General features: G+C 67.6%; 24 protein-coding genes. 15 read left to right on the plus strand and 9 right to left on the minus strand.

From position 1 onward, the window contains the following. Positions 1–149: 149 nt before the first annotated feature. A complete protein-coding gene (locus tag BLV60_RS06180; RefSeq protein WP_093051510.1) occupies positions 150–1,082 on the minus strand; it encodes a LysR family transcriptional regulator in 933 nt (310 codons plus the stop codon). Positions 1,083–1,414: 332 nt separating this feature from the next. Between BLV60_RS06180 and BLV60_RS06185 the strand changes: the two genes are divergently transcribed. Further along, positions 1,415–1,969 (plus strand): MarR family winged helix-turn-helix transcriptional regulator, encoded by a 555-nt coding sequence (locus tag BLV60_RS06185; RefSeq protein WP_093051513.1) that lies wholly within the window; start codon positions 1,415–1,417, stop codon positions 1,967–1,969. On the opposite strand, the gene BLV60_RS06190 is transcribed toward BLV60_RS06185, so the two are convergent. Next, a complete protein-coding gene (locus BLV60_RS06190) occupies positions 1,966–3,060 on the minus strand; it encodes a PA0069 family radical SAM protein (protein WP_093051516.1) in 1,095 nt (364 codons plus the stop codon). The two genes, BLV60_RS06185 and BLV60_RS06190, sit on opposite strands and share 4 nt — an antisense overlap. A 120-nt stretch (positions 3,061–3,180) precedes the next feature. On the opposite strand from BLV60_RS06190, the gene BLV60_RS06195 reads away from it, so the two are divergent. The 6 genes from BLV60_RS06195 to BLV60_RS06220 are packed head-to-tail and all read left to right on the plus strand — an operon-like array spanning position 3,181 to position 7,316. After that, a complete protein-coding gene (locus BLV60_RS06195) occupies positions 3,181–3,783 on the plus strand; it encodes a GbsR/MarR family transcriptional regulator (protein WP_093051520.1) in 603 nt (200 codons plus the stop codon). Positions 3,784–3,842: 59 nt separating this feature from the next. Next, complete coding sequence (locus tag BLV60_RS06200; RefSeq protein ID WP_093051523.1) at positions 3,843–4,265, plus strand: thiol-disulfide oxidoreductase DCC family protein; 423 nt, start codon at positions 3,843–3,845, stop codon at positions 4,263–4,265. A 35-nt stretch (positions 4,266–4,300) separates the two neighbouring features. Next, complete coding sequence (locus BLV60_RS06205; protein WP_093051526.1) at positions 4,301–5,257, plus strand: SAM-dependent methyltransferase; 957 nt, start codon at positions 4,301–4,303, stop codon at positions 5,255–5,257. Between the two features lie 43 nt (positions 5,258–5,300). After that, positions 5,301–6,335, plus strand: a complete 1,035-nt coding sequence (locus BLV60_RS06210; protein ID WP_093051529.1) for an SRPBCC family protein — start codon at positions 5,301–5,303, stop codon at positions 6,333–6,335. After that, the gene (locus BLV60_RS06215; protein WP_093051532.1) at positions 6,332–6,961 is read left to right on the plus strand and encodes a DUF4166 domain-containing protein; all 630 of its coding nucleotides are present in this window, start codon (positions 6,332–6,334) and stop codon (positions 6,959–6,961) included. The genes BLV60_RS06210 and BLV60_RS06215 overlap by 4 nt, the downstream gene beginning before the upstream one ends. 7 nt (positions 6,962–6,968) lie before the next feature. Continuing rightward, positions 6,969–7,316 carry a DOPA 4,5-dioxygenase family protein gene (locus BLV60_RS06220; protein WP_093051535.1) on the plus strand — a complete coding sequence of 116 codons (348 nt, stop codon included), beginning with the start codon at positions 6,969–6,971 and terminating at the stop codon, positions 7,314–7,316. Here BLV60_RS06220 and BLV60_RS06225 read toward each other — a convergent pair. After that, entirely contained in the window at positions 7,313–8,629 is a 1,317-nt protein-coding gene (locus BLV60_RS06225) for an aromatic ring-hydroxylating oxygenase subunit alpha (RefSeq protein WP_093051538.1), read from the minus strand. The two genes, BLV60_RS06220 and BLV60_RS06225, sit on opposite strands and share 4 nt — an antisense overlap. Positions 8,630–8,647: 18 nt before the next feature. Beyond that, the gene (locus tag BLV60_RS06230) at positions 8,648–9,634 is read right to left on the minus strand and encodes a tripartite tricarboxylate transporter substrate binding protein (protein WP_093051542.1); all 987 of its coding nucleotides are present in this window, start codon (positions 9,632–9,634) and stop codon (positions 8,648–8,650) included. 110 nt (positions 9,635–9,744) lie between these two features. On the opposite strand from BLV60_RS06230, the gene BLV60_RS06235 reads away from it, so the two are divergent. Further along, positions 9,745–10,572 (plus strand): helix-turn-helix domain-containing protein, encoded by an 828-nt coding sequence (locus BLV60_RS06235; RefSeq protein ID WP_093051877.1) that lies wholly within the window; start codon positions 9,745–9,747, stop codon positions 10,570–10,572. 10 nt (positions 10,573–10,582) lie between these two features. Here BLV60_RS06235 and BLV60_RS06240 read toward each other — a convergent pair whose 3' ends face one another. Continuing rightward, a complete protein-coding gene (locus BLV60_RS06240; RefSeq protein WP_093051545.1) occupies positions 10,583–11,239 on the minus strand; it encodes a glutathione S-transferase in 657 nt (218 codons plus the stop codon). Between the two features lie 81 nt (positions 11,240–11,320). Between BLV60_RS06240 and BLV60_RS06245 the strand changes: the two genes are divergently transcribed. Further along, positions 11,321–12,541: a polyhydroxyalkanoate depolymerase gene (locus BLV60_RS06245; protein ID WP_093051548.1), complete on the plus strand. Its 1,221-nt coding sequence runs from the start codon at positions 11,321–11,323 to the stop codon at positions 12,539–12,541. On the opposite strand, the gene BLV60_RS06250 is transcribed toward BLV60_RS06245, so the two are convergent. Then, positions 12,538–13,500 carry a LysR family transcriptional regulator gene (locus BLV60_RS06250; protein ID WP_093051551.1) on the minus strand — a complete coding sequence of 321 codons (963 nt, stop codon included), beginning with the start codon at positions 13,498–13,500 and terminating at the stop codon, positions 12,538–12,540. The genes BLV60_RS06245 and BLV60_RS06250 overlap by 4 nt on opposite strands. A gap of 88 nt (positions 13,501–13,588) precedes the next feature. On the opposite strand from BLV60_RS06250, the gene BLV60_RS06255 reads away from it, so the two are divergent. The 3 genes from BLV60_RS06255 to BLV60_RS06265 are packed head-to-tail and all read left to right on the plus strand — an operon-like array spanning position 13,589 to position 16,771. Then, positions 13,589–14,689 carry an adenosine deaminase family protein gene (locus tag BLV60_RS06255; protein WP_176928716.1) on the plus strand — a complete coding sequence of 367 codons (1,101 nt, stop codon included), beginning with the start codon at positions 13,589–13,591 and terminating at the stop codon, positions 14,687–14,689. Positions 14,690–14,697: 8 nt separating this feature from the next. Continuing rightward, complete coding sequence (locus BLV60_RS06260; protein ID WP_256328877.1) at positions 14,698–15,675, plus strand: Bug family tripartite tricarboxylate transporter substrate binding protein; 978 nt, start codon at positions 14,698–14,700, stop codon at positions 15,673–15,675. A 19-nt stretch (positions 15,676–15,694) separates the two neighbouring features. Continuing rightward, positions 15,695–16,771: a nucleoside hydrolase gene (locus BLV60_RS06265; protein WP_176928726.1), complete on the plus strand. Its 1,077-nt coding sequence runs from the start codon at positions 15,695–15,697 to the stop codon at positions 16,769–16,771. A 15-nt stretch (positions 16,772–16,786) separates the two neighbouring features. On the opposite strand, the gene BLV60_RS06270 is transcribed toward BLV60_RS06265, so the two are convergent. Beyond that, entirely contained in the window at positions 16,787–17,239 is a 453-nt protein-coding gene (locus tag BLV60_RS06270) for a CBS domain-containing protein (protein ID WP_093051560.1), read from the minus strand. 164 nt (positions 17,240–17,403) lie between these two features. Between BLV60_RS06270 and BLV60_RS06275 the strand changes: the two genes are divergently transcribed. Together BLV60_RS06275 and BLV60_RS06280 are read left to right on the plus strand one after the other, a co-directional pair. After that, positions 17,404–18,714 (plus strand): O-acetylhomoserine aminocarboxypropyltransferase, encoded by a 1,311-nt coding sequence (locus BLV60_RS06275; RefSeq protein WP_093051563.1) that lies wholly within the window; start codon positions 17,404–17,406, stop codon positions 18,712–18,714. Between the two features lies 1 nt (position 18,715). After that, positions 18,716–19,522 carry an alpha/beta fold hydrolase gene (locus BLV60_RS06280; protein ID WP_093051565.1) on the plus strand — a complete coding sequence of 269 codons (807 nt, stop codon included), beginning with the start codon at positions 18,716–18,718 and terminating at the stop codon, positions 19,520–19,522. 12 nt (positions 19,523–19,534) lie between these two features. Here BLV60_RS06280 and BLV60_RS06285 read toward each other — a convergent pair whose 3' ends face one another. Together BLV60_RS06285 and BLV60_RS06290 are read right to left on the minus strand one after the other, a co-directional pair. Beyond that, positions 19,535–20,524, minus strand: coding sequence for a Bug family tripartite tricarboxylate transporter substrate binding protein (locus tag BLV60_RS06285; RefSeq protein ID WP_093051568.1), 990 nt, complete (start codon positions 20,522–20,524; stop codon positions 19,535–19,537). Between the two features lie 8 nt (positions 20,525–20,532). Further along, entirely contained in the window at positions 20,533–21,960 is a 1,428-nt protein-coding gene (locus BLV60_RS06290; RefSeq protein WP_093051571.1) for a M20 family metallopeptidase, read from the minus strand. A 116-nt stretch (positions 21,961–22,076) separates the two neighbouring features. Between BLV60_RS06290 and BLV60_RS06295 the strand changes: the two genes are divergently transcribed. Then, the gene (locus BLV60_RS06295) at positions 22,077–23,018 is read left to right on the plus strand and encodes a LysR family transcriptional regulator (protein WP_093051573.1); all 942 of its coding nucleotides are present in this window, start codon (positions 22,077–22,079) and stop codon (positions 23,016–23,018) included. The last annotated feature ends 1 nt before the right edge of the window (position 23,019 follow it).

A 23,019-nucleotide genomic window follows, 5' to 3' on the forward strand; every position in this document is an offset into this window, starting at 1 on the left:
GGTAATCGCGACATCGCATCGCGTGAGATGCACCAAAATCAGGCGCATTGCTCCGATATGGGTCGCGCGGGCGCGGGAATTGAGTCGATAGCAGAAATGCAATGCGTCGCCGAATTGCGGCATGCCAATTGGCGCGCCGCGCCCGGTGCTCAGGCCGTCTCTGTCTCCGCGCTGGACAGAGGTGTCCACTCCTGCAGGCTGAGCTTTTCCACGGCCATGTCGACGAACGCCGAGACTGCCAGCGGCCGCTGCTGGCGGCTGGGATAGACGACGCTCAGGCCGCGGCCCGCCCGCATGTATTGCGGCAACACCGGCACCAGCCGGCCGGCGGCCACCTCCGCCGCCGTGAGGATCGACGGCAACGCGACGATGCCGAGTCCGGCGCACGCGGCCTCGCGCAGCGCCACTTGCATGTTGCTGGTGAAGGCCCCTCTCACCCGCACCTCTTCTTCCACGTCGTCAGGCCCCTGCAGGCGCCAGGTGGTGAAATTTCCGGTGTCCGGCGGCTGTGTCACGCACGCGTGCCTGCTCAGCTCCTCCAGATTGGTGGGCGCACCGTGCGCCGCCAGATAGGCGGGGCTGGCAAGAAGGCCCCCGTAGCTCGCGAAGATCCTGCGAGCCACGTAGCTCGAGTCCGGCAGGGGCCCGATGCGAAACGCCACGTCGATGCGGTCGGTGATGAGGTCGGCCGGGACGTCGCTGAGAACGAAATCGAGCTGTACCAGCGGGTGCGCGGCGATAAAAGCCGACACCCATTCCATCTCGAAGTATTCGAAGAAGCTGGCCGAGGCCGCCACCCGGATCGGGCCGCTCGGCGCCTGGCTGCCCGCGACGTGCGATTGCCCTGCTTCGATCAGTTCCTCGACCGCCGGGCCGCATCGCTCATGAAAGGTCTGGCCCGCACTCGTCAGCGTCAGCTTGCGGGTCGAGCGCTGCATCAGCCGGGTGCCCAGGCGCGCCTCGAGTTGCTGGATGCGCCGGCTCACCGTTGCCGATGGCATACGCAGCTGCCGCGCCGCCTCGGCAAAGCTGCCAAGGCGCGCAACTTGCACGAACATTGCGACTTCGTTCAGGTCGAGCACGGAGATTCTTTCCTTGAATGCTGAATGCAATACGCTTGCGGCGTGGAAGGTCTTAATTACGTATTTGCTATCAATCGATCACCGATTTGCAATCATTCAAATCCATCCAGATTCATGAATTCCCGCTCATCGCGAGGGAAAATGAAGTCAAGACTGAGCAGCAACTGACCAATTAGCATTGGCAGAGGGTTTGTCGGATAAAGTCGCAAATCGGTCGTTGTTGCGGCAATATTCAGGGATTGCGTCTTGGTTATAGACAATAACCAGTAGTTAATCTAATCCATTACCCACCACCAAGGCGGGCTGGCCACAACCTTTCAGTTCCGACTCGCATGCAAGCTTTTCCCAATGCAGATGCCTTGCGCGATCCGCGCTCCCTGGACGACCTGCTCCTGTACCGGCTGTCGCGCGCGGTTCGTGCCTGCAGCGGCATGGCAACCCGCCTGGTCGAGGGCGGCTTCGGCATCACGCATCGCGAGTGGGGAATGATCGGCATGCTCGCGCAGATCGGCGAGATCACCTCCTCCGCATTTGCCGAGCGCCTGCAACTGGACCGTGTGCGCACCTCGCGCGGCCTGCGCAGCCTCAGCGAGAAGAAACTGGTGGAGCGGCGCCAGGATGCGCAGGACGGCCGCGAAGTACATGTGCGCCTGAGCTCCACCGGCCGCGAGCTCTGCGACGCGCTGTTTCCGCGGGTCGCCCGCCTCAACATGGATCTTCTCGACGGCATCGACGCGGAGCACCTCGACATCTTTCTCGAGTGCCTGCACCGGCTCGAATTGCGCGGCAGGGAACTGAGCGCGCTGGGCGTGGTCCCGGAAAAAGCCGACCGCCGCTCGGGCGGCACGCGCCATCGGTGGCCCGAGTGCGCGCCTGAGTACGGCTAGAACAAGTTGCCCTGCCCCGCAGCCCCAGGCGGCCGGAACGCGGTGACATCCAGCGGAATGCGCTCGCGGTTGTAGCCGAGGCGGTTCGTGGCCTTCTCGAAGCGCTGGTGGATCAGGTCGGCCCACAGGCCCGAGCCCTTCATGCGCGTGGCGAAGTCGGCGTCGTAGTCTTTGCCTCCGCGCATCTCGTGGATGCGCGCCATGATGCGGTCGGCGCGCTGCGGGTAGTGCAGCATCAGCCATTCCTTGAAGAGCGGCGCCACCTCCCACGGCAGCCGCACCACCGTGTAGAAGGCGCTGCGCGCGCCGGCCTCCCACGCGGCTTCGAGCACCTGCTCCATGTCTTCGGTGACGAAGGGAATCTGCGGCGCCACGCTCACGCCGACCGGCACGCCGGCGTCGGTCAGCGTGCGGATGGTGCGCAGCCGGCGATGCGGCGCGGCGGCGCGCGGCTCCAGCTTGCGGGCGAGTTCGCCGTCGAGCGTGGTCACGGTCACGTATACGGCCACCAGGTGGTCGGCCGCCATGGGCGCGATCAGGTCGAGGTCGCGCTCGATGGCGCTCGACTTGGTCACCAGCGCGAACGGATGCCGCGTTTCCTGCAGCAACTCGATGATCGAACGCGTGAGCCGCAGATCGCGCTCGATGGGCTGGTAGCAGTCGGTGGCGGTGCCGATGGCGATGTAGCTGGGTTTGTAACTCTTGCGCCCGAGCTCGGTGCGCAGCACCTCGACGATGTTGCGCTTGGCGATCAGCTTGGTCTCGAAGTCGAGTCCGGGCGAGAGATTCAGGTAGCTGTGCGTGGGCCGGGCGAAGCAGTAGATGCAGCCATGTTCGCAACCGCGGTAGGGATTGAGCGATCGGTCGAAGTAGATGTCGGGCGAGTCGTTCCCGTTGAGCACCGACTTCACGTCCTCGAAGCGCACCTCGGTGGCAATGGGCTGGAGCTCATCGGCCTCGGCCACGCCTTCTTCGAGCGTGCCCCAGCCGTCGTCGAAGGCGTTGCGCTCGTCCTTCGAGAAACGATGCGCGATATGCGTGGCCGCGCCGCGGCCCTTGATGGCGTGAATGGGGATCCGGGCAGCTGGCATGGCAACTCCTTCGAGGCTGGATTTACTGTTTATTCATACAGTATTCCACCGATTCACCGTTGTCGCCAGTTTTTTAATTTCTCTATTGACAGAAATTTCATAAATCCTAAACTCGACGCCATGGAACTCACCGACATTCAACGCAAGTTCGTCCTGCACTGGGGCGAAATGGGCTCCATGTGGGGCGTCAACCGCACCGTCTCGCAGATCCACGCCCTGCTCTTCGCGCATGGCAAGCCGATGAACGCCGAGGAGCTGTGCGACACGCTCGGCGTCGCCCGCTCCAACATCAGCAACAGCCTGAAGGAGCTGCAGGCCTGGAATCTCGTGCGCGTAACCCACACGCTGGGCGACCGCCGCGATTATTTCGAGACCAGCGTCGACGTGTGGGAGCTGTTTCGCACCGTCGTGCGCGAACGCAAGGAACGCGAATTCGACCCCACCGTACGCGTGCTGCGCGAACTGGTCTCCAGCCCCGACTTCCAGAAAGAACCGGCCGATGCACAGGACCGCATCCGCTCCACCATGGAACTCATGGACAAGCTCGCCACCTGGGCCGACGAAATGCTGCGGCTGTCGCCCGGCACGCTCGACAAGGTGATGACGCTGGGCGCGAGCGTGCAGAGGTTCGTGCGCGGCGATACCGCTGCGACCGGCAAGGGCGGCAAGGGCGGCAAGGACGAAGACCCGGACGCGCACCATGCCAGCCTGCCGATGATCTGAGCCCTTTTTTTTGCCCTTCAGTTTCTGTTTTGACAGAAATATCGAGAACCAAAAGCAACATGAGCCACACCGCCCTTCCTGCCTACCCGCTCACGATCTACTTCGACGCAAGCTGCGTGATCTGCTCGGCCGAAATGGGCAGCCTCAAGGCGCGCGATGCGGGGGGCCGGCTGCAACTGGTCGACTGCTCGCCGCTGGCGTTCAGCAGCGGCCCGGCTCCGCGCGACGCGCTGATGGCGGCCATCCATGTGTCGGACGCCGAAGGCCGGGTGTTCGTCGGCGTGCCCGCGATCCGCATCTGCCGCACAGCTGTCGGCTTGTCGAGCGGCAGCTTCCTGCTCGACCTGCCGATCGTCGCGCCGCTGGCCGACCGCGCCTATGCACTGCTGGCCCGCAACCGCTACCGCATTCCGCGCTGGCTGGCCGCAAGGCTGGCCGGGCGTGTCGCGCCTTCCTGCGACGACGGCAACTGCCGCCTCTGAGAACCAACGAACAAGCAACCATCGAGGGAATCGCCATGCCCACCGTCTTCCAGCCCGACTTCCGCGTGCCGCACGAAACGCCCCTGCGCACCCCGGCAAGCCACGCCAGCACGCCCATCACGACCGAGGACACGCAGGACTACTTCACCGAAGTAGCGACCGACTACAGCGCCTGGAGCCCCAGCTACAACATGCACTTCGGCTTCTGGCGCGTGGGCCTGAACCCGCTGCGGCGCGAAGGCATGCTGGTGGAGATGAACCGCGCGGTCGGCCGTGCGCTGCAGCTCGGCGACGCACAGCCCGGCACCGCGCACCGCCGCTGCGTGATCGACATGGGCTGCGGCGCCGGCGCCACCGCGCGCACGCTGGTCGGCGACGATCCGTCGCTCTACGCCATCACCGTGACCAACGTCGCCGTGCAGAACCGCATTGCCGCGAAGCTCGACGCCGCTGCCGGCGTGGCCGACCGCATGGCGCACCTCGAAGCCGACTACACACGCACCGGCCTGCCCGCCGCGCAGGCCGATGGCGCGTGGGCCGTCGAGAGCGCCTGCTATGCCGACGGCACCGCCAAGGCCGACTTCATCCGCGAAGCCGCCCGGCTGCTGAAGCCCGGTGCGCGGCTGGCTGTTGTCGACGGCTTTCTGCTGCGGCCCCAGCCCGGCCGCCTGGCAAGCTGGCTGCACCGCCTGTGGGCCGACAGCTGGGCCGTGCCCACGCTGGCCGTGCGCGAAGACTTCGTCGCCGCGCTGCGCGAGCACGGCTTCGACGACATCGAGGTGAAGTCGCTGCGCTGGCGCGTGGCGCCCAGCGCGCTGCACATCCCGGTGCTGGCCACCCGCTTCACGCTGGCCGAGCTCTGGAAGGCGCGCGGCAAGCTCAGCCCGTGGCGGCGCAAGCACATCGTGGCCAGCTACTGCGCGCTCGCGCTGGGCATGTTCTGGCGCGACTTCGACTACTGCATGGTCACGGCGAAGCGCCGCGCCGACTGACAGGACGAACAACACAAGCACAACGAGGAGAAGAGGTTTCCACATGAGCAACGACAACAAAGAAGGCAGGCTCTCCGAGCTCGCCCCCGCCGAGCAGGCCGAGCCCCGGCGCCGCATGCCCTTCGCATGGTTCTGGCCGATCCTGGCGGGCGCGCTCGTCGCGCTGGTGCTGCGTGTCGTCTTCAGCGGCGGGCCTGGCCAGCGCTTCTCCCCGATGCTCGGGTCGTTCGTGTACTTCGTGCCCGCCGTGTGCGGCGCGGTCACGGTGTACCTTGCCGAGCGCATCGAGCGGCGCAGCTGGGGCTACTACCTCTGGGCGCCCTGGGTGGCGACAGCGCTGTTCGTCACCGGCACGCTGGCGGTGTTCATCGAAGGCATCATCTGCGCCATCGTCATCATTCCGCTGTTCGCGGTGATGGGCAGCGTCGGCGGGCTCGCAATGGGCATCGTGTGCCGCATCACCAACTGGCCCAAGCCCGCGCTGTACAGCTTCGCCCTGATGCCGCTGCTGCTCGGCGGCATCGAGCCGCAACTGCCCAACCCGGACCAGTTCTCGAACACCTCGCGCACGCTCTTCATTGCCGCGCCGGCCGAGCGCGTGTGGCACGAGCTCAATGCCGCGCGCGACATCCGCCCCGCCGAAGTCGGCGACGCATGGGCCTACCGCATCGGCGTGCCGATGCCGGTGTCTGGGGTGACCGTCGACACGCCCGAGGGCCGCGTGCGCCAGGTGCAATGGCGGAAGAACGTGCACTTCGAAGAAATCGTCACCGAGTGGCAGCCCAACCGCCTGCTGAAGTGGCGCTTTCGCTTCTCGCCCGACTCCTTCCCCGCCGGTGCGCTCGACGACCACGTGATGATCGGCGGCCAGTATTTCGACCTGCGCGACGCCACCTACACGCTGACCCCGCGTGAGGGCGGCACCGAGCTGCGCGTAGAAGTGTCGTGGCGCCTGAGCACGCGCTTCAACTGGTATGCGGACCGGGTCATGCAGATGCTGCTCAATGACGCCTCGGAGAACATCCTGCGCTTCTACAAGGCGCGCAGCGAAGCCACGGCAACGGCGGCAGCAGGATGACGATGCAACCCGTCTTCCAGCAGGCGCTCGGCCCCGCGTGGGACCGGCTCGGCGACGTCATCCGCCGCCACTACACGATGACACCGTTCTCCGGCGACTACGTATGCGTGCGCGGCACGATGAACGAGGTCTGGCACGCCCCCTGGGCCGCGCTGCTGATGCCCTTCGGCCGGCTGTTCGGCGCGCTCGTTCCGCACCAGGGCACGAATGTGCCGATCGAGGTGCACTACCGCTGCCGCCCCGACGACGCCAATCTCTACTGGGACCGTGTCTTCCACTTTCCGGGAAAGCCGCCCTTCCATTTCCGCTCGCACATGGAACACGATGCGAAGCAAGGCAGCGAGGTGATCGAATACGTGCGCTTCGGCATCGGCATGCGCCTGGCGGTGAGCGCAGAAGACGGCGCGGTGGTGTTCCGCGACATGGGCTACATCTGGCGCATCGCGGGGCTGCGCATTCCGCTGCCGCTGGGCCTCTTTCTCGGCACCGCCTATGTCGAGGAGCGGCCCGACCCCGTCGATGCCGACCACTTCACCATGAAGATGCTGCTGCGCCACCGCTGGTTCGGCGACGTGTTCCGCTACAGCGGGCGTTTTCACCTGGGCCCGCGGTTAGGGCCACAATGAGCGCACCATGCCACGCCGCCCCGAAAACCTCTACGCCCAGTACCACGCCCACGTCTATTTCGCGCCCGACACGGTGGCGCAGGCCCGCGCCCTCTGCGAGCGCGCGGGCCACGAGCTGATGGTGGTGGTCGGCCGCGTGCACGAGCGGCTGGTGGGGCCGCATCCGCACTGGAGCTGCCAGCTCGCCTTCGACGCCGCCGAGTTCGACCAGGTCATCGGCTGGCTCGACGCCAACCGCAACGGCCTCGACGTGTTCGTGCACGGCGTGACGGGCGACGACTTTGCCGACCACACAGCCCATGCCATGTGGCTGGGCGAAGAAAGCGCGCTCGACCTGCGGATGTTCCGCCACTAGGCCTTTTCTTCGACCCCGGCGCCGTGCACCTTGAAGAAGGTCGCGCCCTCGACCTTCTGGCCAATGGCCTTCTCATAGGCCGCGCGCACCTCCTCAGGCTGCCCGGCCTGGCCGAAGAAATCCTTCAGATACGACCCCAGCAGCGGATGCGCGGCCAGTTCGGCACGCGGCAAGCCGTTCAGCATCTCGTCGCGGCAGGCTGACGGCAGGAATACATCGCGGTTCTTCTCGGGATCGCGGATCAGCCCCTTGGGCTCGTGCGCCGGGTCGGCCTGCATTGCCTCGATCTCCTCGAAGAAGCGGCGGCGCATCATCACGATGCCCTTGTCGCTCTGGCCCAGCTTCTCGCGCGTGCGGTCGGTGATGGCGCCCTGCCCGACCCACACCACGAAGTCCTGGTTGGCAACGTGGCTGGTAATCCACCGCCCCGTCGCCGGGTCCTTGATGGGCCCGTACCACGAAGGAATGCGCTCCTGAACATAAGGTTCCTGCTCGCTCGGCACGCGGCTCAGCACCCACAGCACGCTGAGCGTGCGGTGGTCGTCGATGGGCACGCGCCATTCGAAGTGATGGCCGAGAAAGAAGCCGTTCGGCCACAGCGTGACGCGCCCGGTGGTCCACATCACGTTGTCTTCACGCTCGCCGCCGCGCAGGCGCTTGTAGACGAAGCCGTGCTCGAACTCCTCGAAGGCCAGCTTCAGGTGCGTGGGCACGTACGGCCCTTCTTCGCCCTGCAGGCGCGTGGTCCAGTTGTTGTGGGTCCACTCGAAGTGCACCGGGTCGATGGAGTTTTCCTGGCACTGGAACCAGTTGCACGGAATCTCCGCGAACACCGCCTGCGCAAAACCGTTCCTGCAGTTGAACAGCTCCCAGTCGGGCAAGAGCGGCGCGGGCTGCGGGCCCATGTAGGCCCATAGCAGGCCAGCCTTCTCCTGCACCGGGTAGGCCTTGATCTTCGTGTTCTTGCGCATGCGCGCGCCGGGGTCCAACGTTTCCTCGAAGGGCTGGTGCACGCATTGGCCGCTCTGGTCGTACTGCCAGCCGTGGTAGCTGCAGCGCAGGCCGCACTGCTCGACGTAGCCGTACGACATGTCGGCGTTGCGGTGCGGACAGCGGCGGTCGACCAGGCCGTAGTTGCCGCTCAGATCCTTGTAGAGCACCAGGTCCTCGCCGAGGATGCGCAGCGGCTTCACGGCCTTGTCGCCGAACTCGCTCGCACCGGCAATCGGGTGCCAGTAGCGGCGCAGGTAGTCGCCCATCGGCTTGCCGGGGCCCACTTCGGTCAGCAGGCGGTTCTTTTCTTCGCTCAACATGCATCGTCTCCTTCTTCTTCAATCGGCGCGGATGCCGAACTCGCGCACCAGCTTGCCGAAGCGCTGGTCGTCGTCTGCAATCTGCTGCGCCAGCACGGAGGGCGCGCCGCCCACGGGCTCGATGCCGAGCGCGGCCATCTTTGCCTGCACGTCGGGCATCTTCAGGATCTCGTTGAAGTGTTTGTTGAGCGCCTGCACGACTTCTGCCGGCATCGCCTTCGGGCCGAGCAACCCCATCCAGGCACTCACGTCCACGTCCTTGAAGCCCAGCTCGATGAAGGTGGGCACGTTGGGCATCAGCTTCGTTCGCTGGCGTTCCGCGACCGCGAGCGTAATCAGCTTGCCCGCGGCGATGTGGCCCGCCACGGCGCCGGGCGTGATCCAGCCCACGCTGACATGGCCGCCCAATGCATCGTTGACCACCGGCGCCACGCCGCGGTACGGCGCGTGCGTGGCCGCGATGCCCGCGTCCTTGTTGAGCAGTTCGCCTGCAATGTGCATCGGCGAACCGGCACCGGGCGTTCCGTAGGTCGTGGTCTTGCCGGCCTTCGCGCCGGCCACGAGCTGCGCCACGCTCTGGATGCCGGTCGACGGCGCGGTCACCAGCAGCAGCGGGATGTTTCCGGTCTTCACGATGGGCGTGAAGTCTTTCACCACGTCGTGCCCCACGCCGGGGCCGGTCTTCAGCACGTGCTGCGCAATGGGAAAGGTGCTGGGCGTGAAGAGCAGCGTGTAGCCGTCGGCCGGCGCCTTGGCGACCCAGACGTTGCCGATCATCCCGCTCGCGCCGGGCCGGTTGTCGACCAGCACCGGCTGGCCGATGCGCTGCGACAGCTTCTCGGCATAGGTGCGCGCGATGGCGTCGGTGTCGCCGCCGGCCGGGTAGGCCACGACGATGGTGATCGGCTTGGAGGGCCAGGCCTGCGCCATGGCCGCGGTGGCGGCGCATAGCGAAAGAACGGCTGCTGCAGCGGCACGGACCGCGTTTCGCGGGTGAAACATCATGCTCTTTTCCTTCTCGGTGGGACGACGTTGGTGTCGTCCGCACTGTAGGAACGGGGCCTCGAAGCCAGAAGATATAGTTTCACTCAGTGAACTTTTTTCCGGAGACCGGCATGTCGGACACCACGGGCGCGCAGAGCGTGAAAGCCATCGACGCGCTGCGCCGCGGGCTCGACGTGATGCTGGCCATCCAGCGCTCGTCGGCCGTCACGCTGCAGGAGCTGCACCGCCAGACCGGCCTGTCGAAGGCCACGTTGCTGCGCATCCTCAAGACACTGCAGCAGGCGGGCTGGGCCGAGCGCAGCGAGCACGACAGGCGCTACGTGCCCACGTCGGCCACCGGGCAGTCGGGGCCTGCAATGGCATGGCGCACGCGCCTGTCAGCGCTGGCGGGGCCCGCGCGCGCCACGCTGCAGCGGGTGGTGCCGTGGCCCATCGACCTGGGCGTGCGTGACGGCACGGCCATGCTCATCCTCGACACCGACCGGCCGCGCAACGGCCTGGCCGTCAACTACCGTGCGCTGGGCTTTCGTCCGCCGATGCTGCTGTCTTCACTGGGGCGCTGCTATCTCTCGTTCTGCCCGGAAGACGAGCGACGCGAAATCCTCGCGGCGCTGGCGCGTTCGCCCAACGACTTCGACCGTACCGCGCGGCGGCCCGAAAACATCCGGCGCATGGTGGCGCACGCCCGCGACCTCGGCTACGTGGCGCGCGACCCGACCTCGACCAGCATGGATTCGCCCGACCGCTTCGGCGCGATCTCGGTGCCCTTACGACAGGGCGAACTGGTGGTGGGCTGCCTCAGCTGCGCCTGGCTGCCGGCGGTAAAGAGCGAGCGCGAGATCGTCTCGGCCCACCTGGCCGACCTGCAGCAGGCCGCGCAGAACATCGAGCGCAAGCTGGCGCAGGCCGGCTTCGAGCCGCCCCCGGCGAGTTCATGAAGCGCGCTGCTCAGAACTCTGCGTCGAGCTCGTCGATCTCTTCCGGCTCCTGCTTCGCGGCCGTCACCCATTCCTTCATGGCCGGCAGTTCCATCACGCGCTTGCAGTAGGCCGCGCACACGCTGTCTAGCGCCACGTCGTAGCTCAGGAAGCGCGTGACCACCGGCGCGTACATCGCGTCGGCCATGCCCGGCTGCTTGCCGAACAGGAAGGGGCCGCCGTACGCCTTGAGGCATTCGCGCCAGATGGCGACGATGCGGTCGATGTCGGCCTGCGCGCGAGACCACACCTTGAAGTTCTTGAAATGGGCCTTGATGTTCATCGGCAGCGCGCCGCGCATCGAGCCGAAGCCCGAGTGCATCTCGCCGCAGATGGCGCGGCAATGGGCGCGGGCCGCCACGTCGTCCGGCAGCAGGCCGGCCTTGGGCTTGATCTCGTTGAGGTATTCGCCGATGGCCAGCGTGTCCCACACCTTCACGCTGCCGTGCTGCAGCGAGGGCACCAGCATCGACGAAGACAGCAGCAGCATCTCGGCCTTCATGGCCGGATCGTCGGGCGGAATGACCTTCTCGCTGAAGTCCAGCCCGGCCAGCCTGCACATCAGCCAGCCGCGCAGCGCCCACGCGCCGTAGTTCTTGCTGCTGATGGTGAGAACGGGTTTGGCCATCGTGAAGCTCCTTGGGCGTTGTGCTGTTGCGTGCAAGCGCCATGCCATGCGGTTGGCCCGCAACTTGCCTGCGAGGTATCCATGCTGTACCGGGCCTACCAGAACCAAGCCGACCTGCTCTCTCCGGCGCGGCTCGCGGCGCAGTACATGAGCAAGGCCCTGTGGAAAGACGGCACGGAGCGCACCATATTGCGGCGCATGGCCGCCCAGTTCGAGGTGTTCTCGCGCATGCGGCTGACCCACACGCGGCCCGACTACGGCATACACAGCGTCATGGTCGACGGCGCGGAAGTGGCCGTACACGAGGAGACGACCCTCGTTTCGCCCTTCGGCACCCTGCTGCATTTCCGCAAGGACACCGATGCGGTGCACCCGCCGGTGCTGCTGGCCGCACCACTGTCGGGCCATTTCGCCACGCTGCTGCGCGAAACCGTGCGCACCCTGCTGCGCGACCACGACGTGTACCTGACCGACTGGCACAACGCGCGCGACGTGCCGCTGTGGCACGGCGGCTTCGGCCTGGACGACTACACGCGGCAGCTCATCAGCTTCCTGGAGGCCGTGGGGCCGGGCGTGCACATGGTCGCGGTCTGCCAGCCCTGCGTGGCCGCGCTGGCCGCCACCGCGCTGATGGCCGAAGACGACAACCCCGCCACGCCGCGCAGCCTCACGCTGATGGCCGGCCCGGTCGATTGCCGCATCAACCCGACTGGCGTGAACACGCTGGCCACCAGCAAGCCCATCGAGTGGTTCAGGCGCAACCTCATCAGCCATGTGCCGTGGCCGCACGCCGGCATGATGCGGCGCGTGTACCCGGGCTTCCTGCAGCTCTCGGCCTTCATGAGCATGAACCCCGAGCGGCACAAGAAGCAGTTCGAGGACATGTACAGCCATCTGGTCGAGGGCGACATCGAGAAGGCCCGCACCATCGGCACCTTCTACGACGAGTACCTGGCCGTGAACGACCTGCCGGCCGAGTTCTACCTGGAGACCGTCGAACGAGTCTTCCAGACGTATGACCTGCCACGAGGCGTGCTCACCGTGGGCGACCGCACCGTGAACCCCGCCGCCATCCGCCGCACCGCGCTGCTGACGGTGGAAGGCGAGCGCGACGACATCTGCGCCGTGGGCCAGACGGTGGCGGCGCAAGACCTCTGCACGGGCATCCGGCCGTACCTCAAGACGCATCACCTGCAAGCCGGCGTTGGGCACTACGGAGTGTTCAGCGGCAGCAAGTGGAATGCGCAGATCTATCCGCGCGTGCGCGAGACGATCCACGCCGCGGCTGAACTGAACGGCTAGGACTGGCGCCGCGCGCGCACGCCCTTGCCGCTCACGCGCCGCACCGTCGCTTCGCCGGCCTGCGGCAGGCGCTCGCGCAGGAACGCGATCAGCTCTTGCGCCACCACGTTGCGCATCGGCCCCGGCAGGTAGGCCAGCACCACTCGGCGCTCGACGCGCGGCTTCAGCAGCGGCACCACCACCAGTTCGGGGTCGCGCAGCGACGAGGTGTACAGGCGCGGCATCAGGCCCAGCGCCTGCCCGCTGCGCACCAGCGCATAGAGCGTCTCGGAATAGCTCACACGGTACGGTTCCGGGCCCTGCGCGAACTGCGCGCGCGCCGGGTTGCCCAGCGCAGGCATGCTGCCGCGTTCGAACAGCACCAGCCGCTCCTTGCCGATGGCCTCCCACTGGGCATCGCCGGCCGCTGCCAGTGCGTGGTCGCGTCGCACCACCAGCACCAGCGGGTCGCGGAACAGGTCGATGCAGGTCAGCCCGCCCGGCGGCTCGGTGATGGCGGCCACCGCCATGTCGATCTGCCCGCTGCGCAGTTCGGCCAGCAGCGTGTTCGAGGGGGCGTCGCGCCAGGCCAGCTCCACCTCGCGCGGCCCATTCTGCAAAAACTCGCTGGCAGCCGCCGCCACGCGCGCACTGGCCGAGGGAATCACGCCGATGCGCACGAAGGCGCGGCCGCGCTGCACCGTGCTTTCGATGTCGCGCAGCGCCACCTCGAAGGTGTTGACCAGGAAGTCGGTGCGCGCCAGCACCTCGGCGCCCACGGGCGTGAGCTCCAGCCGGTGGGTGGAGCGCGTGAGCAGTTCAGCGCCGAGCAGCTTCTCCATCTGCTTGATGGCGTTGCTCAAGGCCGGCTGCGTGATGGCGAGCCGGCGCGCGGCACGGCCGAACTGGCCTTCTTCCACCAGCACCGAGAAGAACTGCAGCTGGCGCAAGGTGAGTGCACGCAGGGGCAAGACGGCCATGGGTGAATCCCCGGTTATTGATTCAGTGAATCAAATTATAGAAATTCAAAATTTTCTTTATGAGAGCGCCGTTACTAGACTGGTCAGCATGACCAGCCCCACGCCTGCCTCCACCGCGCCTCTCACGCTGGAATCGATGCTCCGCGCCACGCCCAAGGCCGAGTTGCATTGCCACCTGTTCGGCACGGTGCGCCACGAAACCTTCAAGCAGCTCAACCTGCGCGCCGGCTCGCCGCTGGCGGCCGACGAAATCGAGGGCTTCTACACGCGCGGCGAAAAGCCCGTCGGCGTGCTGCGGGTGCTGCGCGCGCTCGACGCCCAGCTGGTGCGCAGCGCCGGCGACCTTTATCAGCTCACGCTCGAATACCTGCAGGATGCGGCCTCGCACAACGTGCGCTACGCCGAGTTCTTCTGGAACCCGACCGGCACCGTACACGAGTCGGGCATTGCCTACCCGCTCGCGCAAGGCGCCATCGTCCGCGCGATCCAGGACGCACAACAAGAATTCGGCATCGTCGGCCGCCTCATCGCCGCCATCGACCGCGAAGCCAGGCCCGAGGCGGCCGTGGAGATGGTCGAGTGGGTCAAGGCGCATCGCTGCGACGAGGTGATCGGCATCGGCATCGACTACCGCGAGGTCGACCGTCCGCCCGAATTGTTCACGCAGGCCTATGCCGATGCGAAGAAGGCGGGCCTGAAGACCACCGCGCACGCGGGCGAGTTCGGCATGCCCTGGACCAACGTGCGCACTGCGCTCGACGTGCTGCAGGTCGACCGCATCGACCACGGCTACACGGTGGTCGACCAGCCCGACTTCGCGCGCGAATGTGCTGATCGCGGCGTGATCTTCACGGTGGTGCCGACCAACTCGTACTACCTGCGCACGCTGCCGCCCGAGCGATGGGCCATCGACCATCCGATCCGCCGCATGCCCGGCCTGGGCCTGCGCATCCACCCCAACACCGACGACCCGACGCTGCACAAGGTCACGCCTACGCAGGCCTGGCTGATGATGGTGCGCGACTTCGGCTTCGGCCTGGATGACCTGCGCGGCTTCATGCACAACGGCCTCGACGGCGCGTGGATCGACGACACGCAGCGCCGCGCATGGCGCACGCAGTGGAGCGATGAATTCGACACGCTGCGCGCCCGCCTCGATACCGAACCCGCCCCCACCACCCTCGAATGACCCACGCCATGAACACCCCTCGCCGCCTGCTTCTCGCCGCTGCGCTTTGCGCCGCCCTGCCCACCGCGGCCCTCGCGCAGGCATGGCCCGCTGCCAAGCCCATCACGCTGATCGTTCCCTACACGGCCGGCGGCAGCGTGGACGTGAATGCGCGCCTGGTCGCGCAGCGCCTCGGAGAGCGGCTCAAACAGTCGGTCGTCATCGAGAACGTGAGCGGCGCGGGCGGCGCCATCGGCGTAGCCAAGGCGGTGAATGCCACGCCCGACGGCTACACGCTGGTGGTGGGCCCCGACAGCGCCATCGCCATCGGCAAGCTGGTCAACCCCACGGCCTTCCGCTTCGATCCGCTGAAAGACCTGGCGCCGGTCGGCCTGCTCAACACTGCGCCGATGGTGCTGGTGGCGCGCCCCGGCCTCGAGGCCCAGACTTTTTCCGACTTCGTGAAGCTTGCGAAGGCCAAGCCCGGCAAATACAACTACGCGACCTCGGGCGTGGGCACGGTGCTGCAGCTGGCCATGGAACTGCTGAAGGAACGCAGTGGCATCTTCGTCACGCACGTGCCCTACCGCGGCGGCGCGCAGATTGCCACCGACGTGATTGGCGACCAGGTCGACCTGGCGATGCTGGTGAGCACCAGCGCCATTCCGCACGTGAACGGAAAGCGGCTGAAGGCGCTCGGCATCACCAGCAGCAAGCGGCTGGCCGCGCTGCCCAACGTGCCTACCTTCGACGAGATGCCCGGCCTCAAGGGCTTCGACATGGTGAGCTGGACCGGCATCTTCGCGCCCTCGAAGACGCCGCCGGCCGTGGTCGCGCAGATCAACCACGAGCTCAACGCGGTGCTGCAGGAAGAAGGCGTGCGCAGCAAGCTGATGGAGCAAGGCGCGCTGCCGGGCAGCGGCACGCCGGAGAGCTTCGCGAAGTTCGTGCAGACGGAGTACGCGCGCAACCAGAAGATCGTGCAGACGGCCAACATCAAGGAGTGAGCGCGTGAAGACGACGCCCATGCTGTCCCGCCGCGCCCTGCTGGGCGTGTCCGCCGCCGGCCTTGCAGGCATGGCCTTCGCGCAGAGCCCCAGCCCCGCCGAACTGGCACAGGCGCTCGCCGGCACGCCCGCCACGCGGTTGCCGCCCGTGGCAGGCAAGCGCCAGGTCATCATCGACACCGACCCCGGCCAGGATGATGCCATCGCGCTGCTGATGGCCATGGCCGCGACCGACCGGCTCGACATCAAGGCGCTGACGGTGAGCGTGGGCAACCTGCCGCTGACGGTGACAGAGAAGAACGCGCGCATCGTGCGCGACTGGGCAGGCCGGCCCGAGATTCCGGTCTACGCCGGCTACCCGCGCCCGCTGGTGCGCGAACCCATCTTCGCCGACGACGTACACGGCAAGACCGGCATGGAAGGCCCGACGCTGCACGAGCCGCGCGGACCGCTGATGCCCACGCACGCGGTGCAGTACCTCATCGACACGCTGCGCGCCGCAGCGCCGAAAAGCATCACGCTCGTGGGCCTGGGGCCGCTGACCAACTTCGCGGCGGCGCTCAACTCGGCGCCCGACATCAAGCCCGCCATTGCCGAGATCGTGGTGATGGACGGCTCCTGGGGCGTGGGCGGCAACATCACGCCCGCCGCCACCTTCAATGTGTACGCAGACCCCGAGGCGGCATCGATCGTGTTCCGCAGCGGCGTGCCCGTCACGGCCATGTCGCACGACGCGGCGCGCCGCGTGCTGCTGACGCCCGAGCGCATCGGGCCCTTCCGCACCATGGGCAACAACGCCGGCAAGGTGGTAGCGGATATCTTCGATTCGATGATGGCGTACGGCCAGCGCCGCCGGGGCGTGGCGGTCGGGCCGATCTACGACCCGTGCGTGATCGCGTATCTGCTGAAGCCCGAACTCTTCAAGGGCGCGAAGGTGAGCGTCGACGTGGAGACCAAGGGCGAGTTCACGACCGGCGCGACGGTGGTCGACTTTCGCGGCTACAACCGCCGCACGCCCAATACGCTGTGGATCAGCGAAGCCGACACCGAAGGCTTCTACGCGCTGCTGCGCGCGCAGATCGCGCGGCTGCCCTGAACGGGCTGGCCGGGATCAGCCGGCCTTTTCGTCTTCCGCCGGCCAGTCGCGGATGTAGGCCTTGAGCATCTTGTTCTCGAAGTTCTGGCTGTCCACCACGGCCTTGGCCACGTCGTAGAAGCTGATCACGCCCATCAGCATGCGCTTGTCCATCACGGGCATGTAGCGCGCGTGGCGCTCCAGCATGATGCGGCGGATTTCGTCGAGGTCGGTTTCCAGCGTGCAGGTGACGGGGGCGTCGTCCATGGCCTTGCGGACCAGCGTGGTGCCGACCTGGCCGCCGTTGCCGACGATGGCCACGATGACTTCCCGGAAGGTGAGCATGCCGACCAGGTCACCGTGCTCCATGACCACCAGCGAACCGATGTCCTTTTCCGCCATGGTGTTGGCGGCTTCTGCCAGCAGGTCGTCTGGCGTGATGGTGAAGAGCGTATTGCCCTTGACGCGAAGGATGTCGCTGACTTTCATCGTGTGCTCCTCTCGGACTCAATCTCGGCTATCTCGGCGGGCGTGCCGTTTTTGAATATAGCCCACAATCGACGCCGACCTGAGCGCCCATGTCGCGGACGCATGAATTGCATACGTAACGGGGCATTGCCAGGAGACAACTGCTCAGACCCAGAAAGGCCCTCATGCCCGGTTATTCCGACCCCGGTTTCGACACCCTCGCGCTGCACGCCGGCGCCGCGCCCGACCCCGCCACCGGCGCACGGGCGGTGCCGATCCACCTGACCACCTCCTTCGTCTTCGAGTCGAGCGACCACGCGGCGGCCCTGTTCAACCTGGAGCGCGCGGGCCACGTGTATTCGCGTATCAGCAACCCGACCAACGCCGTGCTGGAGCAGCGCGTGTCTGCGCTCGAGGGCGGCATCGGCGCCATCGCCACCGCCAGCGGGCAGGCGGCGCTGCACCTGTCGGTGGCCACGCTGATGGGCGCTGGCTCGCACATCGTGGCCAGCACAGCCCTGTACGGCGGCTCGCAGAACCTGCTGCACTACACGATGCGGCGCTTCGGCATCGACACCACCTTCGTGAAGCCCGGCGACCTCGACGGCTGGCGCGCCGCGGTACGCCCCGAGACCAAGCTGTTCTTCGGCGAGACCGTGGGCAACCCCGGGCTCGACGTGCTCGACATTCCGGCCGTGAGCGACATCGCCCACGAGGCCGGCGTACCGCTGCTGGTCGACTCGACCCTCACCTCGCCCTACCTGATAAAGCCCTTCGACTGGGGCGCCGACCTGGTCTATCACTCGGCCACCAAGTTCCTGTCGGGCCACGGCACCGTCATCGGTGGCGTGGTGGTCGACGGCGGCAGCTTCGACTGGGAAAAGTCCGGCAAATTCGCCGAGCTGACCCAGGCCTACGACGGCTTCCACAACATGGTGTTCAGCGAGGAAAGCACCGTCGGCGCCTTCCTGCTGCGCGCCCGCCGCGAGGGCCTGCGCGACTTCGGCGCCTCGATGAGCCCGCACACGGCCTGGCTGATCCTGCAGGGCATCGAGACACTGCCGCTGCGCATGGAGCGGCACATCGACAACACGCAGAAGGTGGTCGAGTTCCTGTCCACCCACCCGTTCGTGTCGCGCGTGGGACATCCGCTGATCGAATCGCACCCGAGCCACGTGCTCGCGCAGAAGCTGCTGCGCCATGGCGCGCGCGGCGCGGGCGCGGTGTTCAGCTTCGACATCAAGGGCAGCCGTGCGCAGGGCAAGGCTTTCATCGAAGCGCTGAAGCTCTTCAGCCACCTGGCCAACGTGGGCGACTGCCGCAGCCTGGTGATCCACCCTGCGAGCACCACGCACTTCCGCATGACCGACGAGGCGCTGGCGGGTGCGGGCATCTCGCAAGGCACGATTCGCCTGTCGATCGGGCTCGAAGACCCGGCCGACCTGATCGACGACCTGAAGCGTGCCCTGAAAGCCGCGGAAAAGGCGGGCGCCTGACATGAACTACACCGTCAACGGCCACACCACCTACTGCTACACCGGCGGCAAGCCCTTCGATGCGGCCAAGCCAACCGTGGTGTTCATCCACGGCGTGCTCAACGACCACAGCGTGTGGATCCTGCAGAGCCGCTGGTTCGCCAACCACGGCTGGAACGTGCTCGCAGTCGACCTGCCCGGCCACTGCAAGAGCGAAGGCCCGCCACCCGCCAGCGTGGAGGACGCGGCGCAGTTCGTCATTGCGCTGCTCGACGCGGCCGGCGTGCAGAAGGCCGCATTGGTCGGCCACAGCTTCGGTTCGCTGATCGCACTCGAAACGGCTTCGCGCGCACCCGACCGCATCACACACCTCGCGATGGTCGGCACGGCCTACCCGATGGTGGTGTCGCCCGCGCTGCTCGAAAGCTCGGTGAGCGACCCGCAGCGCGCCATCGCCATGGTCAACACCTTCTCGCACTCGCTGCTGGCGCCGCCGCCCTCCTCGCTCGGCCCGGGCACCTGGCTCTACGGCAGCTCGCGCGCGCTGATGCGCCGCGTGCTCGCGAGCAACCGCGATGCGAACGTGTTCCACATCGGCTTCAAGGCCTGCAACGACTACGCCAACGGCGAGGCCGCGATGGAGAGGGTGCAGTGCCCTGTGCTGTTCCTGCTCGGCGACGCCGACCAGATGACGCCGCCGCGCGCCACCAAGGCGCTGGTGGGCAAGGCGCGCAACGCCAAGGTGGTGACGGTGCATGCCGGCCACTCGCTGATGAGCGAGGCGCCCGACGAGGTGCTGTTCGCGCTGCGCGACTTCGCGACAGCCTGAGCAGGCACGCTCTTATTCCGCTGCGATGCCCGCGCGGTGTGCAAGCGCACGGTAGCGCGAGATCTCGCCCTCCATCTGCGTACGGAAGGCCGCTGCGCCAATCGCCACCGGCTCCATGCCCTGCGCGCGCAGTTGCGCCTGCAGCGCAGGGTTGCCCATGGTCGCTGTGACCGCGCGGGCGAGCTTGTCTATCACCGGCGCCGGGGTTCGGGCTGGCGCGGCAAAGCCATACCAGGCATCGAAGGTGGCGTCGGGCAGCCCCTGCTCGGCCAGCGTGCGCACTTCGGGCAGCATGCTGGAGCGGGTCGCGCCCACGATGCCGAGCGCGCGCAGCTTGCCCGAGCGCACATGTGGCGCCACGGCGGCCACGGTGTCGATGCCGATCTCGATCTCGCCGCCGATCACCGCCATCGAACTCTGGCTGCTGCCCTTGTACGGAATGTCCTGAAGCTGGATGCCGGCGGCCAGCGCGAGCAGTTCGCCGGCCAGGTGCGGGCCCGAACCCGAGCCGAAGGTGGCGTAGCGGATGCTCTTCGGCTTGGCCTTGGCCGCGGCGATGAGCTCGGGCATCGAGTGCCACGGCGTGCCCTTGCCCACCACCAGCACCAGCGGCGTGCGCGCCACGATGGCGATGGGCGCCAGGTCGCGCACCGGGTCGTACGGCAGCTTGGCTCGCAGGGCCGGGTTCACGCTGTAGCTGGTAGAGCCCGAGAGCAGCAGCGTGTAGCCGTCAGGCGCGGCCTTGGCGACCGCATCGGTGCCGATGATGGTGGAGGCGCCGGGCTTGTTGTCGACCACGATGGGCTGGCCGAGGTGCTCCGACAGCGTCTGCCCCATTGCCCGCGCCACGATGTCGGTGCCGCCGCCCGGCGGAAAGGGCACGACCAGCCTGACCGGCCGATCGGGCCATGCGCTCTGCGCGAAGGCGGGTGCCTGGGCGCCCAGGACGGCGGAAGCGGAAAGCAGCAGGCCGAAGGCGCGACGGGAAATGGCGAGGTTCATGGTGCGTGTCAGGAAAGGGAAGAAACGGATGGCGGCAGCTGCCCGGCAGCCCACGGCGCGAGCCCTGGCTCGCCCAGGTCCCAGTAGAGGCCGGCCATGATCTGCAGGCCCTCGCGCGCCAGCGGCGCGAGCAGGTGCTCGTTGGGCGCGTGCTGCGCGCAGGCCGGGTACGAATGCGGCACCCACAGCGTGGGCAGCCCGAGCAGGTCGGCGAACACGTCGTTGGGCAGCGAGCCCGCCAGGTTGGGCAGCAGGTCGACGCGCTGCCCGCTGCTTTGCGCGATGGAGTGGCGCGCCCAGCCCACCCACGGGTTCTCGACATCGAGCCGCGTCGCCGCGCCGGTCAGCGTGATCTGCACCTCGACCTGGCCGAAGCCGTGCGTATCCAGGTGCGCGCGCACGATCTTCTCCAGGTCTTGCCACGGCGTGCCGACCACGAAGCGCAGCTGGCAATGCGCCACGGCTTCAGACGGAATCGCGTTGACGGGACGCTGCGCCGAACCCGCGCCGAGCGCCAGCACCTCGATGGTGTTCCACGCCACCAGCCGCTCGGCCGGGCTCAGGCCGGGCTCGCCCCAGCCCTCGTCGACCGCGGGGTCGTCCGCGCCGCCGCCGATGGCGATGTCGGCCAGCGCATCGCGCACGGCCTGCGTGACCGGCGGCGGGCGCAAGGCTTCGACGAGGATGCGGCCGCGCGCATCCACCAGCGAGGCCACCGCATGGCTGATCACTGTGCCCGGATTGACCAGCACACCGCCCCAGTTGCCCGAGTGGTAGCCGCGCGGCCGGGCGCGCAGCCGCAGGCTGAAGTTGACCGCGCCGCGCGAACCGAGGAACAGCGTGGGCCGCGCGGCGCTCACGCGCGGGCCGTCGCTGGCGATGAAAACGTCGGCGCGCAGCTTGTCGCGTTCCTGCGCGCACACCGCGTGCAGGCCGGGCGAGGCGGCCTCCTCGCCCATCTCGACGAGCCACGTCATGTTGTAGCCCAGGCGCCCGCCGCGCGCCTCGAGCACGGCAGCAAGCCCGCCGAGGTTGATGCTGTGCTGGCCCTTGTTGTCGGCAGTGCCGCGCCCGTACCAGCGCTCGCCGCGCACGGTCAGCGCCCACGGGGCGAGGCCCTCTTCCCAGTGCGCGTCCTGCCCGCTGACCACGTCGCCGTGGCCGTAGGTCATCACCGTGGGCAGGGCCGGGTCTTCGACGCGGCGCGCGATGAGGAACGGCCCACCGCCGGGCACCGGGTTGGCGATCACCTCGCAGGCGAAGCCGAGCGCCGCGAGCGGCGGCATCAATTCTTCGCGCAGGTAGGCCTCCAGCGCGGGCGTTGCGGCGCCGGTGTCGCTCTCGGTGCGAAAGGCGATGCGGCGCCGGAGGTCGGCGAAGAAGCCGCCCCCGTCGAAGTAGGCGGCGGCAGCGGCCAGGCTGTCTGTGCGTTGCATGAAGTGCTTCCTTGTCTGTCTTTCCATCGGGTGCAGCAAGTACAAGGCCTGAAGGCCGATGCTTCCAGCATCGTTTTGGCAAGCTATCATTGCCTTGAAGGCAACACCCTGGCGTCATGACTCTCCCGCTTCTCAGCATCCCGATGCGCCACTTCCTCGAAGTGGCGCGCAGCGGCTCGGTCAACCAGGCGGCGGCGCGGCTGTTCGTGGCGTCTTCGGCGGTGAGCCGGCAGATCGCCAAGCTCGAAGACAGCCTGGGCACGCCGCTGTTCGAGCGGCATGCGCGCGGCATGGCGCTCACGGCCGCCGGCGAACGGCTGGCCGCGCACCTGCGCAATGCGCAGCTCGACATCGAGCAGGTGGTCGAGCAGGTACGCGATCTTGGCGGGCAACGCGCACGGCGCATTCGCATGGCCTGCACCGAGGGCTTCGCGGGGCATTTCATGCCACTGGTGATGCGCAGCTTCGAAACGGCGAATCCGGGCTGCCAGCTCGAACTGCACGTGGGCTCGCCCGACGGCGTGAGCGCGCTGCTGGCACGCGGCGAGACCGACATCGCACTCAAGTACGTGGTTGCGCCCGAGCCGGGCCTGAAGATCGAGCACACGGCCACCGCGCCGGTGTACGCGGTGCTGCGCCCCGACCATCCGCTGGCGCGCCAGCGCGTGGTGTCGGTGGCCGATGCGGTGCGCTATCCGCTGGCCGTGGGCGACAGGGGCGTGACCGCGCGCCAGCTGTTCGACCAGGCCTGCAGCCTGCAGGGGCTGCAGTACCACGCGCTGTTCGTGAGCAATTTCTCTTCAGTGCTGCTGCCCTTGCTGCGCACACCCGACGTGATGCTGTCGGGCCTGCTCACGGTGATGCACCTGGTCGACGCGGGCACGGTGGTGGCGCGGCCCTTTGCGGAGGCGCCGCTGCAGCAGCGGCAGTTGCAGGTGCTGGCGCTCGAAGGCCGCACGCTGCCGCCGCTGGCGCAGGACTTCGTTCGGCACCTGGTGAGCGCAATCGCCAGCGCGGGCCGGCGCAAGCTGGGGCGCGCGCGGGCCGCTGCGGCCTGAA

The organism is Variovorax sp. YR634 (assembly GCF_900106655.1).
In the GTDB taxonomy this organism is placed as follows: domain Bacteria; phylum Pseudomonadota; class Gammaproteobacteria; order Burkholderiales; family Burkholderiaceae_C; genus Variovorax.

Excerpts from the sequence above, each read along its gene's own strand:
- BLV60_RS06245 (WP_093051548.1), top strand. The coding sequence starts at position 11,321 with ATGCTGTACCGGGCCTACCAGAACCAAGCCGACCTGCTCTCTCCGGCG.
- BLV60_RS06260 (WP_256328877.1), top strand. The coding sequence starts at position 14,698 with ATGAACACCCCTCGCCGCCTGCTTCTCGCCGCTGCGCTTTGCGCCGCC.
- BLV60_RS06235 (WP_093051877.1), top strand. The coding sequence starts at position 9,745 with ATGTCGGACACCACGGGCGCGCAGAGCGTGAAAGCCATCGACGCGCTG.
- BLV60_RS06220 (WP_093051535.1), top strand. The coding sequence starts at position 6,969 with ATGCCACGCCGCCCCGAAAACCTCTACGCCCAGTACCACGCCCACGTC.
- BLV60_RS06240 (WP_093051545.1), bottom strand. The coding sequence starts at position 11,239 with ATGGCCAAACCCGTTCTCACCATCAGCAGCAAGAACTACGGCGCGTGG.
- BLV60_RS06295 (WP_093051573.1), top strand. The coding sequence starts at position 22,077 with ATGACTCTCCCGCTTCTCAGCATCCCGATGCGCCACTTCCTCGAAGTG.
- BLV60_RS06265 (WP_176928726.1), top strand. The coding sequence starts at position 15,695 with ATGCTGTCCCGCCGCGCCCTGCTGGGCGTGTCCGCCGCCGGCCTTGCA.
- BLV60_RS06290 (WP_093051571.1), bottom strand. The coding sequence starts at position 21,960 with ATGCAACGCACAGACAGCCTGGCCGCTGCCGCCGCCTACTTCGACGGG.
- BLV60_RS06250 (WP_093051551.1), bottom strand. The coding sequence starts at position 13,500 with ATGGCCGTCTTGCCCCTGCGTGCACTCACCTTGCGCCAGCTGCAGTTC.
- BLV60_RS06270 (WP_093051560.1), bottom strand. The coding sequence starts at position 17,239 with ATGAAAGTCAGCGACATCCTTCGCGTCAAGGGCAATACGCTCTTCACC.
- BLV60_RS06205 (WP_093051526.1), top strand. The coding sequence starts at position 4,301 with ATGCCCACCGTCTTCCAGCCCGACTTCCGCGTGCCGCACGAAACGCCC.
- BLV60_RS06190 (WP_093051516.1), bottom strand. The coding sequence starts at position 3,060 with ATGCCAGCTGCCCGGATCCCCATTCACGCCATCAAGGGCCGCGGCGCG.
- BLV60_RS06195 (WP_093051520.1), top strand. The coding sequence starts at position 3,181 with ATGGAACTCACCGACATTCAACGCAAGTTCGTCCTGCACTGGGGCGAA.
- BLV60_RS06280 (WP_093051565.1), top strand. The coding sequence starts at position 18,716 with ATGAACTACACCGTCAACGGCCACACCACCTACTGCTACACCGGCGGC.
- BLV60_RS06185 (WP_093051513.1), top strand. The coding sequence starts at position 1,415 with ATGCAAGCTTTTCCCAATGCAGATGCCTTGCGCGATCCGCGCTCCCTG.
- BLV60_RS06255 (WP_176928716.1), top strand. The coding sequence starts at position 13,589 with ATGACCAGCCCCACGCCTGCCTCCACCGCGCCTCTCACGCTGGAATCG.
- BLV60_RS06210 (WP_093051529.1), top strand. The coding sequence starts at position 5,301 with ATGAGCAACGACAACAAAGAAGGCAGGCTCTCCGAGCTCGCCCCCGCC.
- BLV60_RS06200 (WP_093051523.1), top strand. The coding sequence starts at position 3,843 with ATGAGCCACACCGCCCTTCCTGCCTACCCGCTCACGATCTACTTCGAC.
- BLV60_RS06275 (WP_093051563.1), top strand. The coding sequence starts at position 17,404 with ATGCCCGGTTATTCCGACCCCGGTTTCGACACCCTCGCGCTGCACGCC.
- BLV60_RS06285 (WP_093051568.1), bottom strand. The coding sequence starts at position 20,524 with ATGAACCTCGCCATTTCCCGTCGCGCCTTCGGCCTGCTGCTTTCCGCT.
- BLV60_RS06215 (WP_093051532.1), top strand. The coding sequence starts at position 6,332 with ATGACGATGCAACCCGTCTTCCAGCAGGCGCTCGGCCCCGCGTGGGAC.
- BLV60_RS06230 (WP_093051542.1), bottom strand. The coding sequence starts at position 9,634 with ATGATGTTTCACCCGCGAAACGCGGTCCGTGCCGCTGCAGCAGCCGTT.
- BLV60_RS06225 (WP_093051538.1), bottom strand. The coding sequence starts at position 8,629 with ATGTTGAGCGAAGAAAAGAACCGCCTGCTGACCGAAGTGGGCCCCGGC.